10 protein-coding genes are annotated in these 16,558 nt (G+C 71.8%); 6 read left to right on the top strand and 4 right to left on the bottom strand.

The annotated features are described in order from the left end of the window. Positions 1 to 42: 42 nt before the first annotated feature. On the top strand, positions 43 to 1,452 hold the full coding sequence (locus OG799_RS09185; protein WP_406044616.1) for a GH1 family beta-glucosidase: 1,410 nt from the start codon (positions 43 to 45) through the stop codon (positions 1,450 to 1,452). Between the two features lie 74 nt (positions 1,453 to 1,526). Here the strand turns inward: OG799_RS09185 and OG799_RS09180 are convergent, their stop codons facing one another. Further along, positions 1,527 to 2,789 (bottom strand): ROK family protein, encoded by a 1,263-nt coding sequence (locus tag OG799_RS09180; RefSeq protein ID WP_406044615.1) that lies wholly within the window; start codon positions 2,787 to 2,789, stop codon positions 1,527 to 1,529. 508 nt (positions 2,790 to 3,297) lie between these two features. On the opposite strand from OG799_RS09180, the gene OG799_RS09175 reads away from it, so the two are divergent. Genes OG799_RS09175 through OG799_RS09165 form a run of 3 tightly spaced genes read left to right on the top strand, consistent with a single transcriptional unit; the run spans position 3,298 to position 6,538 of the window. Further along, a complete protein-coding gene (locus tag OG799_RS09175; RefSeq protein ID WP_406044614.1) occupies positions 3,298 to 4,263 on the top strand; it encodes a carbohydrate ABC transporter permease in 966 nt (321 codons plus the stop codon). Continuing rightward, entirely contained in the window at positions 4,260 to 5,105 is an 846-nt protein-coding gene (locus OG799_RS09170) for a carbohydrate ABC transporter permease (RefSeq protein ID WP_406044613.1), read from the top strand. Before OG799_RS09175 ends, OG799_RS09170 begins: the two co-directional genes overlap by 4 nt. Positions 5,106 to 5,131: 26 nt before the next feature. Beyond that, the gene (locus tag OG799_RS09165) at positions 5,132 to 6,538 is read left to right on the top strand and encodes an ABC transporter substrate-binding protein (protein ID WP_406044612.1); all 1,407 of its coding nucleotides are present in this window, start codon (positions 5,132 to 5,134) and stop codon (positions 6,536 to 6,538) included. A gap of 491 nt (positions 6,539 to 7,029) precedes the next feature. On the opposite strand, the gene OG799_RS09160 is transcribed toward OG799_RS09165, so the two are convergent. Together OG799_RS09160 and OG799_RS09155 are read right to left on the bottom strand one after the other, a co-directional pair. Then, positions 7,030 to 8,109, bottom strand: a complete 1,080-nt coding sequence (locus tag OG799_RS09160) for a hypothetical protein (protein WP_406044611.1) — start codon at positions 8,107 to 8,109, stop codon at positions 7,030 to 7,032. Further along, complete coding sequence (locus tag OG799_RS09155; protein WP_406044610.1) at positions 8,106 to 8,672, bottom strand: RNA polymerase sigma factor; 567 nt, start codon at positions 8,670 to 8,672, stop codon at positions 8,106 to 8,108. The genes OG799_RS09160 and OG799_RS09155 overlap by 4 nt, the downstream gene beginning before the upstream one ends. Positions 8,673 to 8,722: 50 nt before the next feature. On the opposite strand from OG799_RS09155, the gene OG799_RS09150 reads away from it, so the two are divergent. Further along, positions 8,723 to 9,619, top strand: coding sequence for a glycosyl hydrolase family 18 protein (locus tag OG799_RS09150; protein WP_406044609.1), 897 nt, complete (start codon positions 8,723 to 8,725; stop codon positions 9,617 to 9,619). A gap of 73 nt (positions 9,620 to 9,692) precedes the next feature. Here OG799_RS09150 and OG799_RS09145 read toward each other — a convergent pair whose 3' ends face one another. After that, entirely contained in the window at positions 9,693 to 10,013 is a 321-nt protein-coding gene (locus OG799_RS09145) for a TraR/DksA family transcriptional regulator (protein ID WP_406044608.1), read from the bottom strand. 965 nt (positions 10,014 to 10,978) lie between these two features. On the opposite strand from OG799_RS09145, the gene OG799_RS09140 reads away from it, so the two are divergent. After that, the gene (locus tag OG799_RS09140) at positions 10,979 to 16,459 is read left to right on the top strand and encodes a carboxyl transferase domain-containing protein (protein WP_406044607.1); all 5,481 of its coding nucleotides are present in this window, start codon (positions 10,979 to 10,981) and stop codon (positions 16,457 to 16,459) included. Positions 16,460 to 16,558 lie beyond the last annotated feature (99 nt).

The following is a 16,558-nucleotide window of genomic DNA, read 5'->3' as shown; positions in this document are numbered from 1 at the left end:
ACCTTCGATCCCGACGCACCACCCGCGACCGCGAGGAGAACCATGGACAGCAACACCGCCTCGGCCGCCACCGGGCAGGCCGACCCGATCGACACCCTGCCGCCGACCTTCCATTGGGGCGTGGCGACCTCGTCGTACCAGATCGAGGGCGCGGTGGCCGAGGGCGGGCGCACCCCGTCCATCTGGGACACCTTCTGCCGCGTCCCGGGAGCGGTGGCCAACGGGGACAACGGGGACGTGGCCTGCGACCACTACCACCGGATGCCGCAGGACGTCGCGCTGATCGCCGACCTGGGCCTGGACACGTACCGCTTCTCGGTGGCCTGGCCGCGGGTGCAGCCGGGCGGGCGCGGCCCGGCCAACCCGGCCGGGTTGGCCTTCTACGACCGGCTGGTGGACGAGTTGCTCGGCCGTGGGGTCGACCCGTGGGTCACCCTCTACCACTGGGACCTGCCGCAGGAGCTGGAGGACGCCGGCGGCTGGCCGGTCCGGGACACCGCGTACCGGTTCGCCGACTACGCGGAGCTGGTCTTCGACGCCCTCGGCGACCGGGTGAAGACCTGGACCACCCTGAACGAGCCGTGGTGCTCGGCGATGCTCGGCTACGCCTACGGCGCGCACGCGCCGGGCCGGCGGAACCTGGGCGACGGCATCGCCGCCGCGCACCACCTGCTGCTCGGCCACGGCCTGGCGGTGCAGCGGCTGCGCGCGGCGGCCACCGGGCCGGTGGACCTGGGCATCACCGTCAACCTGGCCACCGCCGACCCGGCCACCGACAGCCCGGCCGACCGGGACGCCGCGCGGGCGGCCGACGGGCTGGGCAACCGCCTCTACCTCGACCCGCTGATCCACGGCCGCTACCCCGAGGACGTGGTGGCGGACCTGGCCCGCGAGGGGGTACGCATCCCCGTCGAGGACGGCGACCTGGCGGTCATCTCCACGCCGTTCGACGTACTCGGCGTCAACTACTACTTCGGCCAGCTCTTCTCGGGCGTGGACGAGCAGGGGCGGGAGCGCGACAACGACGACCGGCCGGTGCGGCGGGTGGTCCGGCGGGACCTGCCGCGTACCGCGATGGACTGGGAGATCGTTCCGGAGTCCTTCACCGAGCTGCTGGTCCGGCTCAGCGAGGACTACCCGGGCGTGCCCATGGTGATCACCGAGAACGGGGCGGCGTTCGACGACCGGCCGGACGCCGACGGGTTCGTCACCGACGACGACCGGGTGGCGTACCTGACCGAGCACCTGCGGGCGGTGGCCCGGGCCCGGCTGGCCGGGGCGGACGTGCGCGGCTACTTCGCCTGGTCGCTGCTGGACAACTTCGAGTGGGCGTACGGCTACGACAAGCGGTTCGGCATCGTGCGGGTCGATTACGACACGCAGCGGCGCACCCCGAAGCGCAGCGCGCTGTGGTATCGCGACACCGTCCGGCGGGTGCGCGGGGAGCGGTGACCGGCCGTCGGGGCGGCCGCCCGGGGACACCTCGGGCGCCCGTCCCGGCCCGCGCCGCGTCGCCGGCCCGGCGCTCAGCGCGCGCGCGAGCGGGGGCGGCGGGCCGGGTACGGCAGCGTCGTGGTCACCCGGGCGACCGGGTCGCGGGGCACGCCGCCGTCGCGCAGCAGCCGGGCCATCGGCAGGGTGGCCGCGCCCATCGCGACCGCGTCCGGTCCGAGCTGGCACAGCTCGATCGAGGTCTGCGCGTACGGCTGGCGCAGCGCGTGCCGCGCGGTCGCCTCGCGGATCTTCGGCAGGTACCGCTCCCCCAGCGCCAGGCCGGCCCAGCCGCCGAGCACCACCCGCTCCGGGTTGAAGAGGTTCACCAGCGTCGCCACGCCCGCGCCGAGGTAGCCGACCGTCTCGTCGAGCACCGTGGCGGCCGTCCGGGTCGAGGAGCGCAGCAGCTCGCCGAAGGCGCTCTCCTCGTCGGCGCCGACCGCCGGGCGACCCCGGTTGGCCTGGCGGAACCGGTCGAGGACCCCCTCCGCCCCGACGTACGCCTCCAGGCAGCCGAGGTTGCCGCAGCGGCAGCGGCGACCGCCGTACACGATCGTGGTGTGTCCCCACTCGCCGGCGCTGCTGTGCGCGCCCCGGTAGGCCACCCCGTCGGCCACCACGCTGGCCCCGATCCCCGAGCCGACCAGGGCGATGACGGCGTGCCGGGCGCCCCGGCCGGCGCCGAACCACATCTCGGCCTGGCCGAGGGTCTTCGCGCCGTTGTCGACGTGCACCGGGATGTCGGTGCCGGCCCGCAGCATCGCGCCCAGCGGCACCCCGTCCCAGCCGAGGGTCTGGGCGTGCACCACCGCGTCGGCGGTCCGCTCCACCGTCCCGGAGACGGCGACGCCGAAGCCGAGCACCGCGGCCGGATCGACGCTGGCCTGCTCGACCACCGCGCCCAGCCCGTGCAGCAGGTGGCTGGCCACCTGGTCCGGGTCCGGCTCGGCGGCGGCGATCGGGTACTCCGCCTTCGCCAGGGCGGTCATCGCCAGGTCGAAGAGCTCGACCTGGACCCGGGTCTCGCCGACGTCGGCGCCGACCAGGTAGCCGTAGCCGGGGGCGACCCGCAGCAGCACCCGAGGGCGACCGCCGTCGGACTCCACCGAGCCGGCCTCCTCGACGATCCCCTCACCGATCAGCTCGCCGACCAGGTTGCTCACGCTGGCCAGGCTCAGCGCGGTGCTCTGCCCCAGCTCGTGGCGACTGAGCGGGCCGTCGAGCCAGATCCGGGTGAGCAGCACCGAGCGGTTGGCGCGCCGCATGTCGCGCACGGTGGTGCGTCTGGCGTCCATGTCCGCCCACCTCTCGCCTGTCACCACCCGTGGCGGCGCACCCGGAATGCGTCACCCCAGATTAATGCCATGAACCAAGCACCGAAGAATGCCGGTTCGGCCGGCCGGGTCGGGCCACCGTCCGTCGCGCCCTTCGCCATGGCGCGGCCGACCGGCCACGCTATCGCTCACCGAGCGCCCGGCTCCGGCCCCAGAGTGTCGATGAGCCGGCTCGACGTTGGTCGTGCTGCCCGGCAGCGGCCACGTCGGCCACCTGGGGGAGACCGAGAGCTTCACCCGGGCGGTCACTGACTTCGTCACGTCCGGGGTGGCCCTCAACGCCACGACGTCGACACGAGTCGTTACTGAAGGCGGGGTCCGCAGCGCGGCCGGCAGCGTCATCGTCGATGAAGCCCAGCGTGGGAGTGACACTGCGTAGCGCAACGTCATTGCCGCGACAGCCATCAGCCACCTGATCGACCACGGGACAACCCCGGTCGGACGCGTAAGCGGTACAAGGTTCCCCGATGTGACAGCTCCAACTCTGCTGGCGGGCGGGCCGTTCGCCGACGCGTCCGCCGACCGGCCGCCCGGCCGGACCCGGCGCGGCGCCAACCCGGTGCGAGCCCGGGAGGCCGCACTCGGCCTGCTCTTCGTCCTCCCCGGCCTGGCCGGTTTGGGCGTCTTCGTGATCTTTCCGCTGTTCCAGGCGGTGTACCTGGCCACCCGGGGCAACGACATCCTCGGCAACCCGACCCGATCGGTCGGACTGCAGCACTTTCACGAGCTGCTCACGCCGGCCTTCGGCACGCTGCTCTGGCAGACCCTGGTCTTCACCGTCCTGGTCGTGGTGCCCGGCGTGCTGCTGCCGCTCGCCCTGGCCGCGCCGATGACCCAGCGACTGCCCGGCATGCGGATCTTCCGGACCGCCTTCGCCCTCCCGTTCGCCTACTCGGTCTCGGCGGCCAGCGTGGTCTGGCTGATCATGCTGAACCCCGGCGTCTCCCCGGTGAACTGGGCGCTGGGCCTGGTCGGCGTTCCCGCGCCGAACTGGACCACCGAGCCGGGCTGGGCGATGGCCACGGTGGTCGGGGTGACGGTCTGGATGGTCTCCGGCTTCAACCTGCTGGTGCTCGCCGCCGGCCTGGCCGGGATCGACGAGGAGGTGCTGGAGGCGGCCCGGATGGACGGGGCCACCGGCCCCCGGCAGTTCGTCAGCATCGTGCTGCCGATGATCTCGCCGAGCCTGTTCTTCGCCGTGGTGACCACCACGCTGGCCGCGCTCCAGGCGCTCGGCCAGGTGCAGATCATGACCGACGGCGGGCCGAACGGACACACCCGCACGCTGGTCTATTCGATCTTCGACAACGCGTTCCACAACAACAACAGCAACTTCGGGCTGGCCAGCGCGCAGGGGCTGGTGCTGCTGGTGATCGGCGTCCTGATCGCCGTGCTGCAGTTCGGCGTCCTGGAGAGGCGGGTGCACTACCGGTGAGCAGGAGCGTGAACCGGCCCGGTCCGGTACCGACCGTCCTGACCTACCTCTGGCTCGGCGTCGCCGCGGTGGTGCTGCTCTTCCCGGTGCTGCTCACCGTGATCGGCGGCTTCCTGCCGTCGAGCGCGCTGCTGCACCAGCCGCCGCAACTCTTCAGCGGGCACTGGACGCTGGAGAACTACCGGGCCGCGTGGCGGCAGCCGGTGGTGCCGCTCGCCCCGGCCTTCGTCAACTCGCTCTTCGTCGGGGTGAGCGTGATGCTCGGGCACCTGGTCACCTCGTGCCTGGCCGCGTACGCCCTGGTCTTCCTGCGCAGCCCGTTGCGCCGGCCGATCTTCTGGCTGTTCCTGGCCACGATCATGGTGCCGTACGAGTCGATCGTGGTGCCGAACGCGCTGTTCATCCGGTCGCTGGGCATCAACGACAACCGGCTCAGCCTGATCCTGCCCTTCCTGGCCACCGGCTTCGGCGTGTTCATGCTGCGCCAGGCGTTCGCCCAGTTCCCCCGGGAGTTGCGCGAGGCCGCCGTCATCGACGGCTGCGGCCACCTGCGGTTCCTCGTCACCATCCTGTTGCCCGCCACCCGGCCGGCGCTGATCGGCATCGCCGTCTGGTCGTTCCTGCAGGGCTGGAACATGTACTTCTGGCCCTTGATCATCTCGTCCAGCAACAACTCCCTGAACACCCTGCAGACCGCGGTCTTCGCCCTCAAGGACAACGAGGGCGGCAGTCCCGCCGTGCTCCTGGCCGGCATCACCATCACGCTGGTGCCGACGCTGCTGCTGGTCGTCTTCGGCCAGCGCTGGCTCGTCCGGGGCTTCACGGCCGGCGCGGTCAAGTAACCACACCCCAGTAGTAGGAGGAACCAGTGCGTACCACTCTGCGCCGGGTGGCGGTCGGGCTCTCGCTCGCCGCCCTCACGGCCACCGCCGCGGCCTGTGGCTCGGCCACGGCGAACACCAGCGACGCGACCGGCGGCGCGGACGCGCCGGCGGCCAGCGCCCTGGACGGCAAGGGCGAGGTGTCGATCGACTTCTGGCACGCGATGAGCGGCAAGAACGGCGAGGCGCTCCAGCAGCTCACCGACCAGTTCAACGCGAAGAACAAGGGTCGGGTCAAGGTCAACCTTCAGTTCAAGAACACGTACGACGACACCCTGTCGGCGTACAAGGCGGCGCTCAACAGCGGCCAGGCGCCGGACGTGGTGCAGGTCTACGACATCGGCACCCGGTTCATGATCGACTCGAAGTCGACGGTGCCGGTGCAGTCGTTCGTGGACGTCGACAAGACCGACACGTCGGACATCCAGCCGAACATCGCGGGCTACTACTCGGTCGACAACAAGCTCTACTCGATGCCGTTCAACACCTCGATGCCGCTGCTGTACCTGAACAAGACGGCGTTCACCAAGGCCGGCCTCGACCCGACGAACCCGCCGAAGACCCTCGACGAGATCACCGAGGCGGCCCGCAAGCTGACCGTCAAGGACGCCAGCGGCCGGGTCACCCAGTACGGCTTCGGCGCCGCGCTCTACGGCTGGTTCCTGGAGCAGTGGACCGCCGCCGGCAACCAGGAGTACTGCGACCAGGGCAACGGCCGTGACGGCCGGGGCACCACCGTCCAGCTGGCCACCGACGACCACGTCAAGCTGCTGGCCTGGTGGAAGAAGATGGTGGACGAGGGCCTGGCCCCCAAGCTGGACAGCAACACCACCACCGCGGACAACGCGTTCACCGCCGGCACGGTGGCGATGACGCTGGAGTCGACCGGCTCGCTGAGCGGCTTCCTCAAGAGCACGGAGGGCAAGTTCGAGCTGGCCACCGGCAACTACCCGAAGATCAACGCCGGCCACACGGGCGGCCCGATCATCGGCGGCGCCTCGCTGTGGGTGGTCGGCAAGGGCAAGGACGACGCGCACAAGCGCGCCGCGTGGGAGTTCGTGAAGTTCCTGTCCGACAAGGACTCGCAGGCCACCTGGCACACCTCGACCGGGTACTTCCCGATCAGCAAGGGCGCCCTGGAGACCGACGTGGACAAGCAGTGGGTGGCCCAGCGGCCCCAGTTCCAGACCGCCATCACGCAGCTGCAGAACACCCCGCTGAGCAAGGCGACCCAGGGCTGCCTGCTCGGCGCGATGCCGCAGGCCCGCAAGGCCGCGGAGCAGGCCATGCAGGCGGCGGTGCTCAGCGGTACCGACCCGCGGGCGGCGCTCGAGCAGCAGCAGCAGGCGCTGGCCGGCCCGATCAAGGACTACAACCAGTCCGTGGCCGGCTGACCGCCGCAGCCCGGACCTCGTCGGCCCGTTCCCACCGGTCCCACCCGGAAGCGGAGCCGATCGACGCCGGCTGACCGGACGCCCACCCGGCGTCCGGTCGGCCGGCGTCCGCGTCCTCCGGCGCGGGCGAGCCCCGGACCGAGGTGGGCCGGCACAGTGCGGGCCAGCAGATCAGTGGCACGACGGGGACCACGACATCCCTGTCGGTCTGGGCTCACGCCGCTGCCGCCCTGGTGCCGGCCGCCCTGCACCTGCCGAACCTGGTCCTGGGCCTCGTCGCCACCGTCGTCGTGCTGGGCGTCGCGGCCGTGGAATTCGTCAGACGGCGGGCGCGAGGGCGGCTTGCCGGCGCCCCCATGCCTGCGGATGTTCGTGAGAACCGGCGCCACTTGGGGATCACGGCCCGATGTCGGGCTGGACCGGGGGGCGACGCCGGCACTCACGCTGCGTGAGTGCCGGCGATGCCTGGGTAGGCGTCATGGTCAGGACAGTCAGTCGCAGCCCAACCCTTGGGCGTACCCGGCCGGCGGGTGTCCGGCGGCGACCTTGTCGGCGATCTCCCAGAACACCTCCGGCCAGGCGCCTTGGTCGGTCATCTGGTGCAGCACCCGCCATTTGTGGCTGCTGCGCAACGCGTCGCTGGCCCGCTCGAGTGCGGCGTCGTCGCCGGCCCGCTTCGCGCGTAGCCATTCGGCGATCCATGCGCAGCCGACACGGGAAGTTACCTGGGCGCCGAACTGGTAGGAGTCGTTGGTGCCCAGGTCATCGAGCGCAGCGGCGTCGAAGTTCGGTGGAAGCGGCACGTCGGCGAGCACCTTGGCCGCCTCGGCGTCCACCCGCGCCGGCGTGACGATCTCCGCCGGAAGCGCGGCCAGCCAGGTGCGCACATCGACGCGAACGACGTCGGCGAGAACTCGATCGAACTCGTCCCGGGTCCAGCCTCCGGCACGGAGTTCGACGAAGACACCGTCGCGTGGGCGAAGCATGACGGCGAAGTCGTCGGCGCTGTAGCGGAACAGATCACCCGGCCAGCTGTCAACCTTCACCGATTCCGGGGCGCTGACGTGGAGCCGGTCGGTGTGGTAGCCGTCGTACTGGCCAGCCGGGTACCAGTTCATCTCCAACTGCCGCCCGCCGTTGCTGAACGCGATGGTGCCCTGCTGCTTGGCGAACCCGTAGACGGTGGTCACCTTCCAACCCGACTGGTCGATCAGCAGCCGCGGGTTCTCCTCGGCGGCCTTCATCGCCACCGGCGAGTAGACGATGGGGGCGCCTGCACTGGGAGTGTCTGTGGGCGCGGCCTGGCGGTCATCCGGATGCTCGCGACGGATGGTGGAGACGGCGAGGACGCCGGTGAGAACGGCGGCCGCGGTCAGCGCGCCGGCGAAGCGGCGAACCATGCCGCGGCCCGCCCGGGAGCGCGGTTGCGGTGGTTCGACGACGCGATCGAGCGTCGGCTCGGACATGATCTCCTCCAGGAGGGACTGCTTCGCCCCGTCGAGGTGCCCGATGACATCGGGTCGGTAGGGGTCGGCGTCTCGGACCATCCGGTCGAGGTGCTCCTCGGTCATCTGCCCTCCTTCGGAGCGGGTGCGGTCAGGACGTCAAGTACATGTCCGGGTGGGCCGGGGTCGTCACCGACGAGATCGCGCAGCCTGGCTCGCGCGCGCGAAAGGCGGGTACGGACCACGGCCGGGCTCACCTGAAGGACCGCGGCCGCCTCGCGCGGCTCCAAGCCCTCCCAGATGGTGAGCATCAGCACCTCCCTGTCCAGCTCGCCGAGACGGGCGAGCGCGGCCTGAACGGCGAGCCGTTCGGGCACCTCACTGCCCGGGTCGGCGGCGATCGCAGCCGTGATCCGTTGCCGTAGCCGCTCACCCAGCCGCTGCCGGCGTACGCCGCCGCGATGGTGGTTGGCGAGCACGCGTCGAGCGACGCCGTACAGCCACAGCCGGGCTTCGGCCTCGACCGGCATCTCGTGTCTGCGGCGCCAGGCCACAAGGAAGGTCTCAGCGACGACGTCGGCCGCGTCCTCGGAGTGCTCAACGCGCCGCAGCGCGTACGCCAGCAGCGGCTCGAAATCGCCGGCGTAGACGCGTCGAAAGCGGTCCTCGTGCTCAGTCCCGGAGCTCACGTTCACCCCATGTCCAGTCGGGCGCCAATCGTGACAGGCCTGGTCCAGAAATGTGCGGCATTCGATTCGAGGGCGCCGATCACCACGGGCCTTCGGAGGTGGCCGAGGGCGCCGGGGGGGCGGGCCGGAGGGACCGACTGGTCACCGCCGCCTTCCCGGTGATCCGCTCGGGCGGCACGGCGCTCTGGGAGGACGGCATGGACGCCGGCGTCAAGGTGCCCACCGCGGCTGAGATGTGCCAGGCCAAGGCCGCCGGCCTGACCGTCCTGCTGTCGATCGGCGGCGCGACCGCCGGCATCGACCTCAGGTCCGCCGCGGTCGCCGACCGGTTCGTCGCCACGGTGGTGCCGATCCTCAAGAGGTACAACTTCGACGGCATCGACATCGACATCGAGACCGGGCTCACCGGCAGCGGCGACATCACCCGGCTCTCCACCTCGCAGGCCAACCTGGTCCGCATCATCGACGGGGTGCTCGCCCAGATGCCCGCCGGCTTCGGGCTCACCATGGCGCCGGAGACCGCGTACGTCACCGGCGGCAGCGTCACCTACGGGTCCATCTGGGGCGCCTACCTGCCGATCAAGCGGTACGTCGACAACGGCCGGCTCTGGTGGCTGAACATGCAGTACTACGACGGCAGCATGTACGGCGGCTCCGGGGACTCGTACGCCGCCGGCACCGTCCAGGGGTTCGTCGCGCAGACCAACTGCCTCAACGCCGGCCTGGTCGTGCAGGGCACCACCATCCGCGTCCCGTACGACCGGCAGGTCCCCGGACTGCCCGCCCAGTCCGGGGCCGGCGGCGGGTACCTGGCGCCGTCCTCCGTGGCCCAGGCCTGGAACACGTACCAGGGCGGCCTGAAGGGCCTGATGACCTGGTCGATCAACTGGGACGGGTCGAAGGGCTGGACCTTCGGCGACAACGTCAAGGCCCTCCAGGGCCGTTGACCCTGCATGGTCACCGCGGAGCCATCCGACCTGGCGCCGGACCGACGGATCGGTCCGGCGTCACGAGGTCGGGTCAGCCGTGCTTCTGCTGACACGGCACACAGAACCGAGCGTGCGGCACCGCCTCCAGGCGTTCCGCCTGGATCGGCGCCGCGCACCGCTCGCAAGTCCCGTAGCCACCGTCGGCCATGCGCCGTAGCGCGTCACCGATCTGCGCCAGGCTCTGTCGGGTGGCGGCGATCAGCGCGGCACGGGTGTGCGCCTCGCCGGGGTCGCCGGTGTCCGCGGTGAGTTCGGTCAGCCGCACGGTCTGCGCCTCGAACTCGGTGCTCAGGGTGGCGCGCAGCCGGGCGCGCCATCGCGGGTCGAGGGTGCCTCGAAGGTCGGTACTCATCTGCGGTTCCTTCCCGGGAAAAGAAAAAGGGCCGAAGCCGGATGGCTTCGCCCTGGTGGCCGTACTCGCGGGGGGGGTGGTTTCCCGGCGGGCCACGGCCGGCGGGAACCGGGCTGGGCAGGCCGTGGATGGGCGCGGCCTTCCGCGCGTCCACCGGGCGGATGGCGGCGACCGCGGACCGCTGGTCGCGGGCAGCAGCCGGCACCGCCGTGGGAACGGCGGTGGCGACCAGCTGCCGGGCCGGGAACATGCGCCACACCATAGGCCGATCGGGTGGGAACGCCAATGACATTGCGGCCGCGACGTCGCGCGGAACCTCGTCGCGACCGGCGCGCGTCCGCGGATCGGCCGCTGCCGCACCGGGCTCGGGGAGCAGGATGGCGCGACGCCGGTTCCCCGGCAGGGAACCGGCGTCGCTCAAGGTGACGCAACCGGTTCGCGTGGGCGTTGCCCCCGCCGACGGCCGGCGGCCCGCCGCCCTGGCCGGATGCCGGGTGGCGCACGTCAGTGTTCCCAGTCGGGGTCCTCGTCGGTACTCGCGATGACCAGTTGCAGACCGTGCATGCGCAGTTTGCGTTCGAGGCCACCCGCCAGGCGGAGTAGAACGGGTTGGCCAGTTCGCCGATGAGCAGGCCGACCAGCGTCGAGGTGTTGGCGCCCCCGACGCAGCTCCCGCGCCACCCCGTCGAGTCGGTAGCCGAGCTGGTCGGCGCGTTCCGCACCCGCAGCCCGGGTCTCTGCCGTGACCTGCCCGCTCAGCGGGCCAGCCGGCAAGAGGGCCTCCGCATCGAGTCCGCTCTCGGGAGGGAGGGCCAAAAAGTTTTGTTTGGTTCCTACAAATGGCGCCGCGCAGGGTTCGGTGGTTACGACATGGCGCAGCCAGCCGGCAGGCGGAAAGGTGATCGCTGCCGGAGGCCGGGGTCTCGCGGCGCGTACGTCATGGGTCTACCGGAGGGGTCGGTCGGGTGTTCAGCCGTGTCGCCATCGTCAACCGTGGTGAGGCCGCGATGCGGCTCATCCACGCGGTCCGGGAACTGGCCGCGGAGACCGGGTCCCGGATCGAGACCGTCGCCCTGCACACCGACGTCGACCGCACCGCCACGTTCGTGCGCGAGGCGGACATCGCCTACGACCTCGGTCCTGCGTCCGCGCGCCCGTACCTGAACCTGAAGGCGCTGGAGCGCGCGTTGGTGGAGACCGGGGCCGACGCCGCATGGGTCGGCTGGGGCTTCGTCGCCGAGGACCCGGCGTTCGCGGAGCTGTGCGAGAAGGTCGGGGTCACCTTCGTCGGGCCGAGCGCGGAGGCCATGCGCAAGCTCGGTGACAAGATCGGCGCGAAGCTGATCGCCGAGGAGGTCGGCGTGCCGGTCGCGCCGTGGAGCCGCGGCGCGGTCGAGACCCTGGACGCCGCCCTGGCGGCGGCGGCCGAGATCGGCTACCCGCTGATGCTGAAGGCGACCGCGGGCGGGGGCGGGCGCGGCATCCGCGTGATCACGAACGAGGCCGAGCTCGCCGACGCGTACGAGCGCACCAGCCAGGAGGCCGCGCGGGCGTTCGGCAGCGGCGTCGTGTTCCTGGAGCGCCTGGTCACCGGTGCCCGGCACGTCGAGGTCCAGGTGATCGCCGACGGCCAGGGCACCGCTTGGGCGCTCGGTGTCCGCGACTGCTCGGTGCAGCGGCGCAACCAGAAGGTCATCGAGGAGTCGGCGTCGCCGGTGCTCAGCCCGGCGCAGGCCGCCGAGCTCAAGGCGTCGGCCGAACGGCTGGCCGTCGCCGTCGGTTACTGCGGCGCGGCGACCGTCGAGTTCCTCTACCACCCTGGCGACCGGCTGTTCGCGTTCCTCGAGGTCAACACCCGCCTGCAGGTCGAGCACCCGATCACCGAGTCCACCACCGGGTTCGACCTGGTCAAGGCGCAGCTGCACGTGGCCTCGGGCGGGCGGCTCGAAGGCGAGCCGCCGGTGGAGCGCGGGCACGCCATCGAGGCCCGGCTGAACGCCGAGGACCCCGACCGCGACTTCGCGCCTTCCCCGGGCCGCATCGCGCGGCTGGACCTGCCCGCCGGACCCGGCATCCGGGTGGACACCGGCGTCAGCGAGGGTGACACCATCCCCGCCGACTTCGACTCGATGATCGCGAAGATCATCGCCTACGGTCGCGACCGCGACGAGGCGCTCGGCAGGTTGCGCCGGGCGATGGCGAACACCACGGTGATCATCGAGGGCGGCGCGACGAACAAGAGCTTCGTGCTCGACCTGCTCGACCAGCCCGAGGTGATCGACGCCAGCGCGGACACCGGCTGGATCGACCGCGTCCGCGGTGGGGGCAGGCTCGTCGCGCACCGGCACTCCGCCGTCGCGCTGGCGGCCGCCGCCATCGAGGCGTACGAGGAGGAGGAACGCGTCGAGCGGCAGCGACTGCTGTCGACGGCGTTCGGCGGTCGCCCGCAGGTACAGCACAAGAGTGGCCGACCGCTGGACCTCAAGCTGCGTGGCGTCGGCTACCGCATGCGCGTGGCGCGGATCGGCGCGCACCGGTTCCGCGTCGGCATCGAAGCGGGCGGCGGCGTCCGGACGGCCGACGTCGAGCTGGACCGTTTCGACCGGCACACCGGGCAGATCGTCGTCAACGGCGGCCGGTACCGCCTGCTCACCGGCACGTACGGGCCGATCCACCTGGTCGAGGTGGACGGCGTGACGCACCGGGTCAGCCGCGACGAGGGCGGCGTCGTCCGTTCGCCCATGCCCGCGCTGGTCGTCGCCACGCCGCTGGAGGTAGGCGCCGAGGTCGAGGCGGGCACGCCGGTGCTGGTGCTGGAGGCCATGAAGATGGAGACGGTGCTGCGGGCGCCGTTCAAGGCGCGACTGAAGGAATGCGCCGTCTCCGTGGGCAGCCAGGTGGAGGCCGGCGCGCCGCTGCTGCGGCTGGAGCCGCTCGCCGACGAGACCGAAGAGGCCGCGGACGCCCCAGCCGCCGGTTCCGTCGAGCTGGACCTGCCCGGCGCGCCCGTGGAGATCCCGGCGCGGAATCGGGCCGCCCGCGGCCAGGAGGACCTGCGCGGCCTCCTGCTCGGTTTCGACGTCGACCCGCACGACGACCGCCGGGTGCTCGACGGCTACCTCGCCGCGCGGCGGGCGGCCACCGAAGATGGCCACCGGCCGCTGGCCGAGGAGCTCGAACTTGTCAACGTGTTCGCCGACCTCGCCGAGCTGAGCCGCAACCGGCCCACGGGCGACGACGGCGGCGGCGACACCCATGTGCACAGCGCCCGCGAGTACTTCCACACCTACTTGCAGAGCCTCGACGTCGAGCGGGCCGGACTGCCGAGTTCGTTCCAGGCCAAGCTCGCCAAGGCGCTCCGGCACTACGGTGTCGCCGACCTGGAGCGCTCCCCCGAGCTCGAAGCCGCGGTGTTCCGGATCTTCCTCGCCCAGCAACGCGCGTCCGCCGACGCCACGGTCGTTGCGACGCTGCTGCGCGCGTGGCTACGGGAGCCGCCGCCGGACGAGACGCTGCGCGAGCCCGCCGGCCTCGCGCTGGAGCGGCTGGTGGCCGCGACGCAGGTCCGCTTCCCGGTGGTCGCCGACCTCGCCCGCGGCGTGGTGTTCGCCTGGTTCGCCCAGCCGCTGCTGCGTCGCAACCGCGCCCGCGTCTACGCCGAGGTCCGCACGCACCTGCGCCACCTGGACGCGCACCCGGACGCGCCGGACCGCGCCGAGCGCATCGCGGAGATGGTGCGCAGTACCGAGCCGTTGGTGCGGATGCTCGGCCAGCGGCTCGTGCGCGACCACCTCGACAACACGGTCATGCTGGAGGTGCTGACCCGGCGGTACTACGGCAACAAGGGGCTCACCAGCGTCCGCACCCGCGAGGTCGCGGGCTGCACGTTCGTGGTCGCCGCGCGCGCGGACTCGAACGTGGTCTCCGCCGCGGTGAGCTTCGACGCGCTTGGCAACGCGCTGCGCGGGCTCGCGGAGCTAGCGAGCGGCGAGGGCGCCATCGACGCCGACATCTACCTCGCGTGGGAGGACCAGCCGGAGGACTTTGACGCGATGGCGGCCGCGCTGTACAAGGTCATCAACACGCACCCGCTGCCGCACCAGGTCCGCAGGCTCACCACCACCGTCGCGGGTCGCGGCGGCGCGGTGATGCACCACCACTTCACGTTCCGCCCGTCGAGCACCGAGATGACCGAGGAGCGGCTGATCCGCGGCCTGCACCCGTACATCGCGCAGCGGATGCAGCTGGAGCGGCTGCGCAAGTTCGACCTGACCCGGCTGCCGTCGTCGGACGAGGAGGTCTACCTCTTCGAGTGCGTGGCGCGGGAGAACCCGTCGGACGAGCGCCTCGTCGCGTTCGCGCAGGTGCGCGACCTGACCGAGCTGCGCGAGCACGACGGGCGGCTGGTCGCGCTGCCGACGACCGAGGACATCATCGCCGCGTGCCTCGACTCGATCCGCCGAGCGCAGTCGCGGCGACCGTCGAAGACGCGCTTCAACACCAACCGGATCGTGGTCTACGTCTGGCCGCCGAGCGACCTCACCCGCGAGGAGATGGAGATGATCGCCGGGCGCGTGCGCCCGACGACCGTGGGCGCCGGACTCGAGGAGATCCTGTTCATCGCGCGGCAGCGCGACCGCAAGACCGGCGAGCTGACCAAGATCGCAGTACGGATCTCCTTCAACGCCACCGGCGGGGCCGAGCTGACCGTCGGCGAGCCGCCGGTCGAGCCGGTCGAGCCGCTCGACGACTACCGGCTGAAGGTGCTGCGTGCGAGCAGCCGCAACACGGTGTACCCGTACGAGCTGACCGGTCTGCTCGGCGACTTCGTCGAGCACGACCTCGACGACGACCACGCCCTGGTGCCGGTCCACCGGCCCAAGGGGCGCAACACCGCGGCGATCGTCGCCGGCGTGGTCACCACGCCGGCCCCGCGGCACCCGCAGGGCGTCACCCGGGTCGTGCTGCTCGGCGACCCGACGAAGTCGCTGGGTGCCCTGTCGGAGCCGGAGTGCCGCCGCGTGATCGCCGCGCTGGACCTGGCCGAGCGGATGCAGGTGCCGCTGGAGTGGTACGCGCTGTCCGCCGGCGCTCGGATCTCCATGACGTCGGGCACGGAGAACATGGACTGGGTGGCCGCGGCGCTCAAGCGGATCGTCGAATTCACCCAGGGCGGTGGTGAGATCAACATCGTCGTCGCGGGCATCAACGTCGGCGCGCAGCCGTACTGGAACGCCGAGGCGACGATGCTCATGCACACCAAGGGCGTCCTGGTGATGACGCCGGACTCGGCGATGGTGCTCACCGGCAAGCAGTCGCTCGACTTCTCCGGTGGCGTGTCGGCCGAGGACAACTTCGGCATCGGCGGCTACGACCGGGTGATGGGCCCGAACGGGCAGGCGCAGTACTGGGCGCCGAACCTGGCCGCCGCGCGGGACGTGCTGATGTCGCACTACGACCACACGTACGTCGCACCCGGCGAGGACGCGCCGCGGCGGGCGACCACCAGCGACCCCACCGACCGCGACATTTCCGCCTTCCCGCATGCCGTGGCCGGCAGCGACTTCAGCACCGTCGGCGAGATCTTCTCCGCCGCGGCCAACCCGGACCGCAAGAAGCCGTTCGACATCCGGACCGTGATGCGGGCGCTCTCCGACCAGGACCACCCGGTGCTGGAACGCTGGGCGGGGATGGCCGACGCGGAGACCGCGGTGGTGCAGGACGTGCACCTCGGCGGCATCCCGGTGTGCCTGCTCGGCATCGAGTCACGGGCGGTGCCGCGGCGCGGCTTCCCGCCCACCGACGGCCCGGACACCTACACCGCGGGCACGCTGTTCCCGCGGTCGTCGAAGAAGGCCGCGCGGGCGATCAACGCGGCCAGCGGCAACCGACCGCTGGTGGTGCTGGCGAACCTGTCAGGCTTCGACGGCTCGCCCGAGTCGATGCGCAAGCTGCAACTGGAGTACGGCGCCGAGATCGGCCGCGCGATCGTGAACTTCCGCGGGCCCCTCGTGTTCTGCGTGATCTCGCGCTACCACGGCGGCGCGTTCGTGGTGTTCTCGAAGGCGCTGAACCCCAACATGACCGTGTTGGCGCTGGAAGGCTCATTCGCCTCGGTGCTCGGCGGCGCTCCCGCCGCCGCGGTGGTGTTCTCCGGCGACGTTGACGCCCGCACCGCGGCCGACCCGCGCCTGCGGGACCTGGAGGCCCGCGCTGCGGCCGCCTCCGGCGCCGACCGCGCCGCGTTGACCGCAGAACTGGACGAGCTCCGCTCGTCGGTCCGCGCGGAGAAGCTCGGCGAGGTGGCCACGGAGTTCGACCGCGTGCACAACATCCAGCGCGCTGTCGAGGTCGGCTCCGTCGACGCCGTCATCCGCGCAGCCGAACTCCGTCCGCGCATCATCGAGGCCATCGAGTCACATCTGCGTCAATCGGCCGGTAGGTGAGCATCGCGCCAGACGCCGTCGTGAGATCCACGGGGAGGTCATCCTCCGAACTGGCTGCCGGCGCTGCCGCACGGTACACCGTGACAGCAGCGCCGGCGT

It is taken from the genome of Micromonospora sp. NBC_00898 (genome assembly GCF_045207895.1).
Taxonomy (GTDB): domain Bacteria; phylum Actinomycetota; class Actinomycetes; order Mycobacteriales; family Micromonosporaceae; genus Micromonospora.
This window is presented reverse-complemented; position numbering and strand designations above follow the sequence as displayed.

What these genes read in the sequence shown, in the direction of transcription:
- OG799_RS09185 (WP_406044616.1), top strand. Translation starts at nt 43, where the DNA reads ATGGACAGCAACACCGCCTCGGCCGCCACCGGGCAGGCCGACCCGATC.
- OG799_RS09180 (WP_406044615.1), bottom strand. Translation starts at nt 2,789, where the DNA reads ATGGACGCCAGACGCACCACCGTGCGCGACATGCGGCGCGCCAACCGC.
- OG799_RS09160 (WP_406044611.1), bottom strand. Translation starts at nt 8,109, where the DNA reads ATGACCGAGGAGCACCTCGACCGGATGGTCCGAGACGCCGACCCCTAC.
- OG799_RS09150 (WP_406044609.1), top strand. Translation starts at nt 8,723, where the DNA reads ATGTGCGGCATTCGATTCGAGGGCGCCGATCACCACGGGCCTTCGGAG.
- OG799_RS09145 (WP_406044608.1), bottom strand. Translation starts at nt 10,013, where the DNA reads ATGAGTACCGACCTTCGAGGCACCCTCGACCCGCGATGGCGCGCCCGG.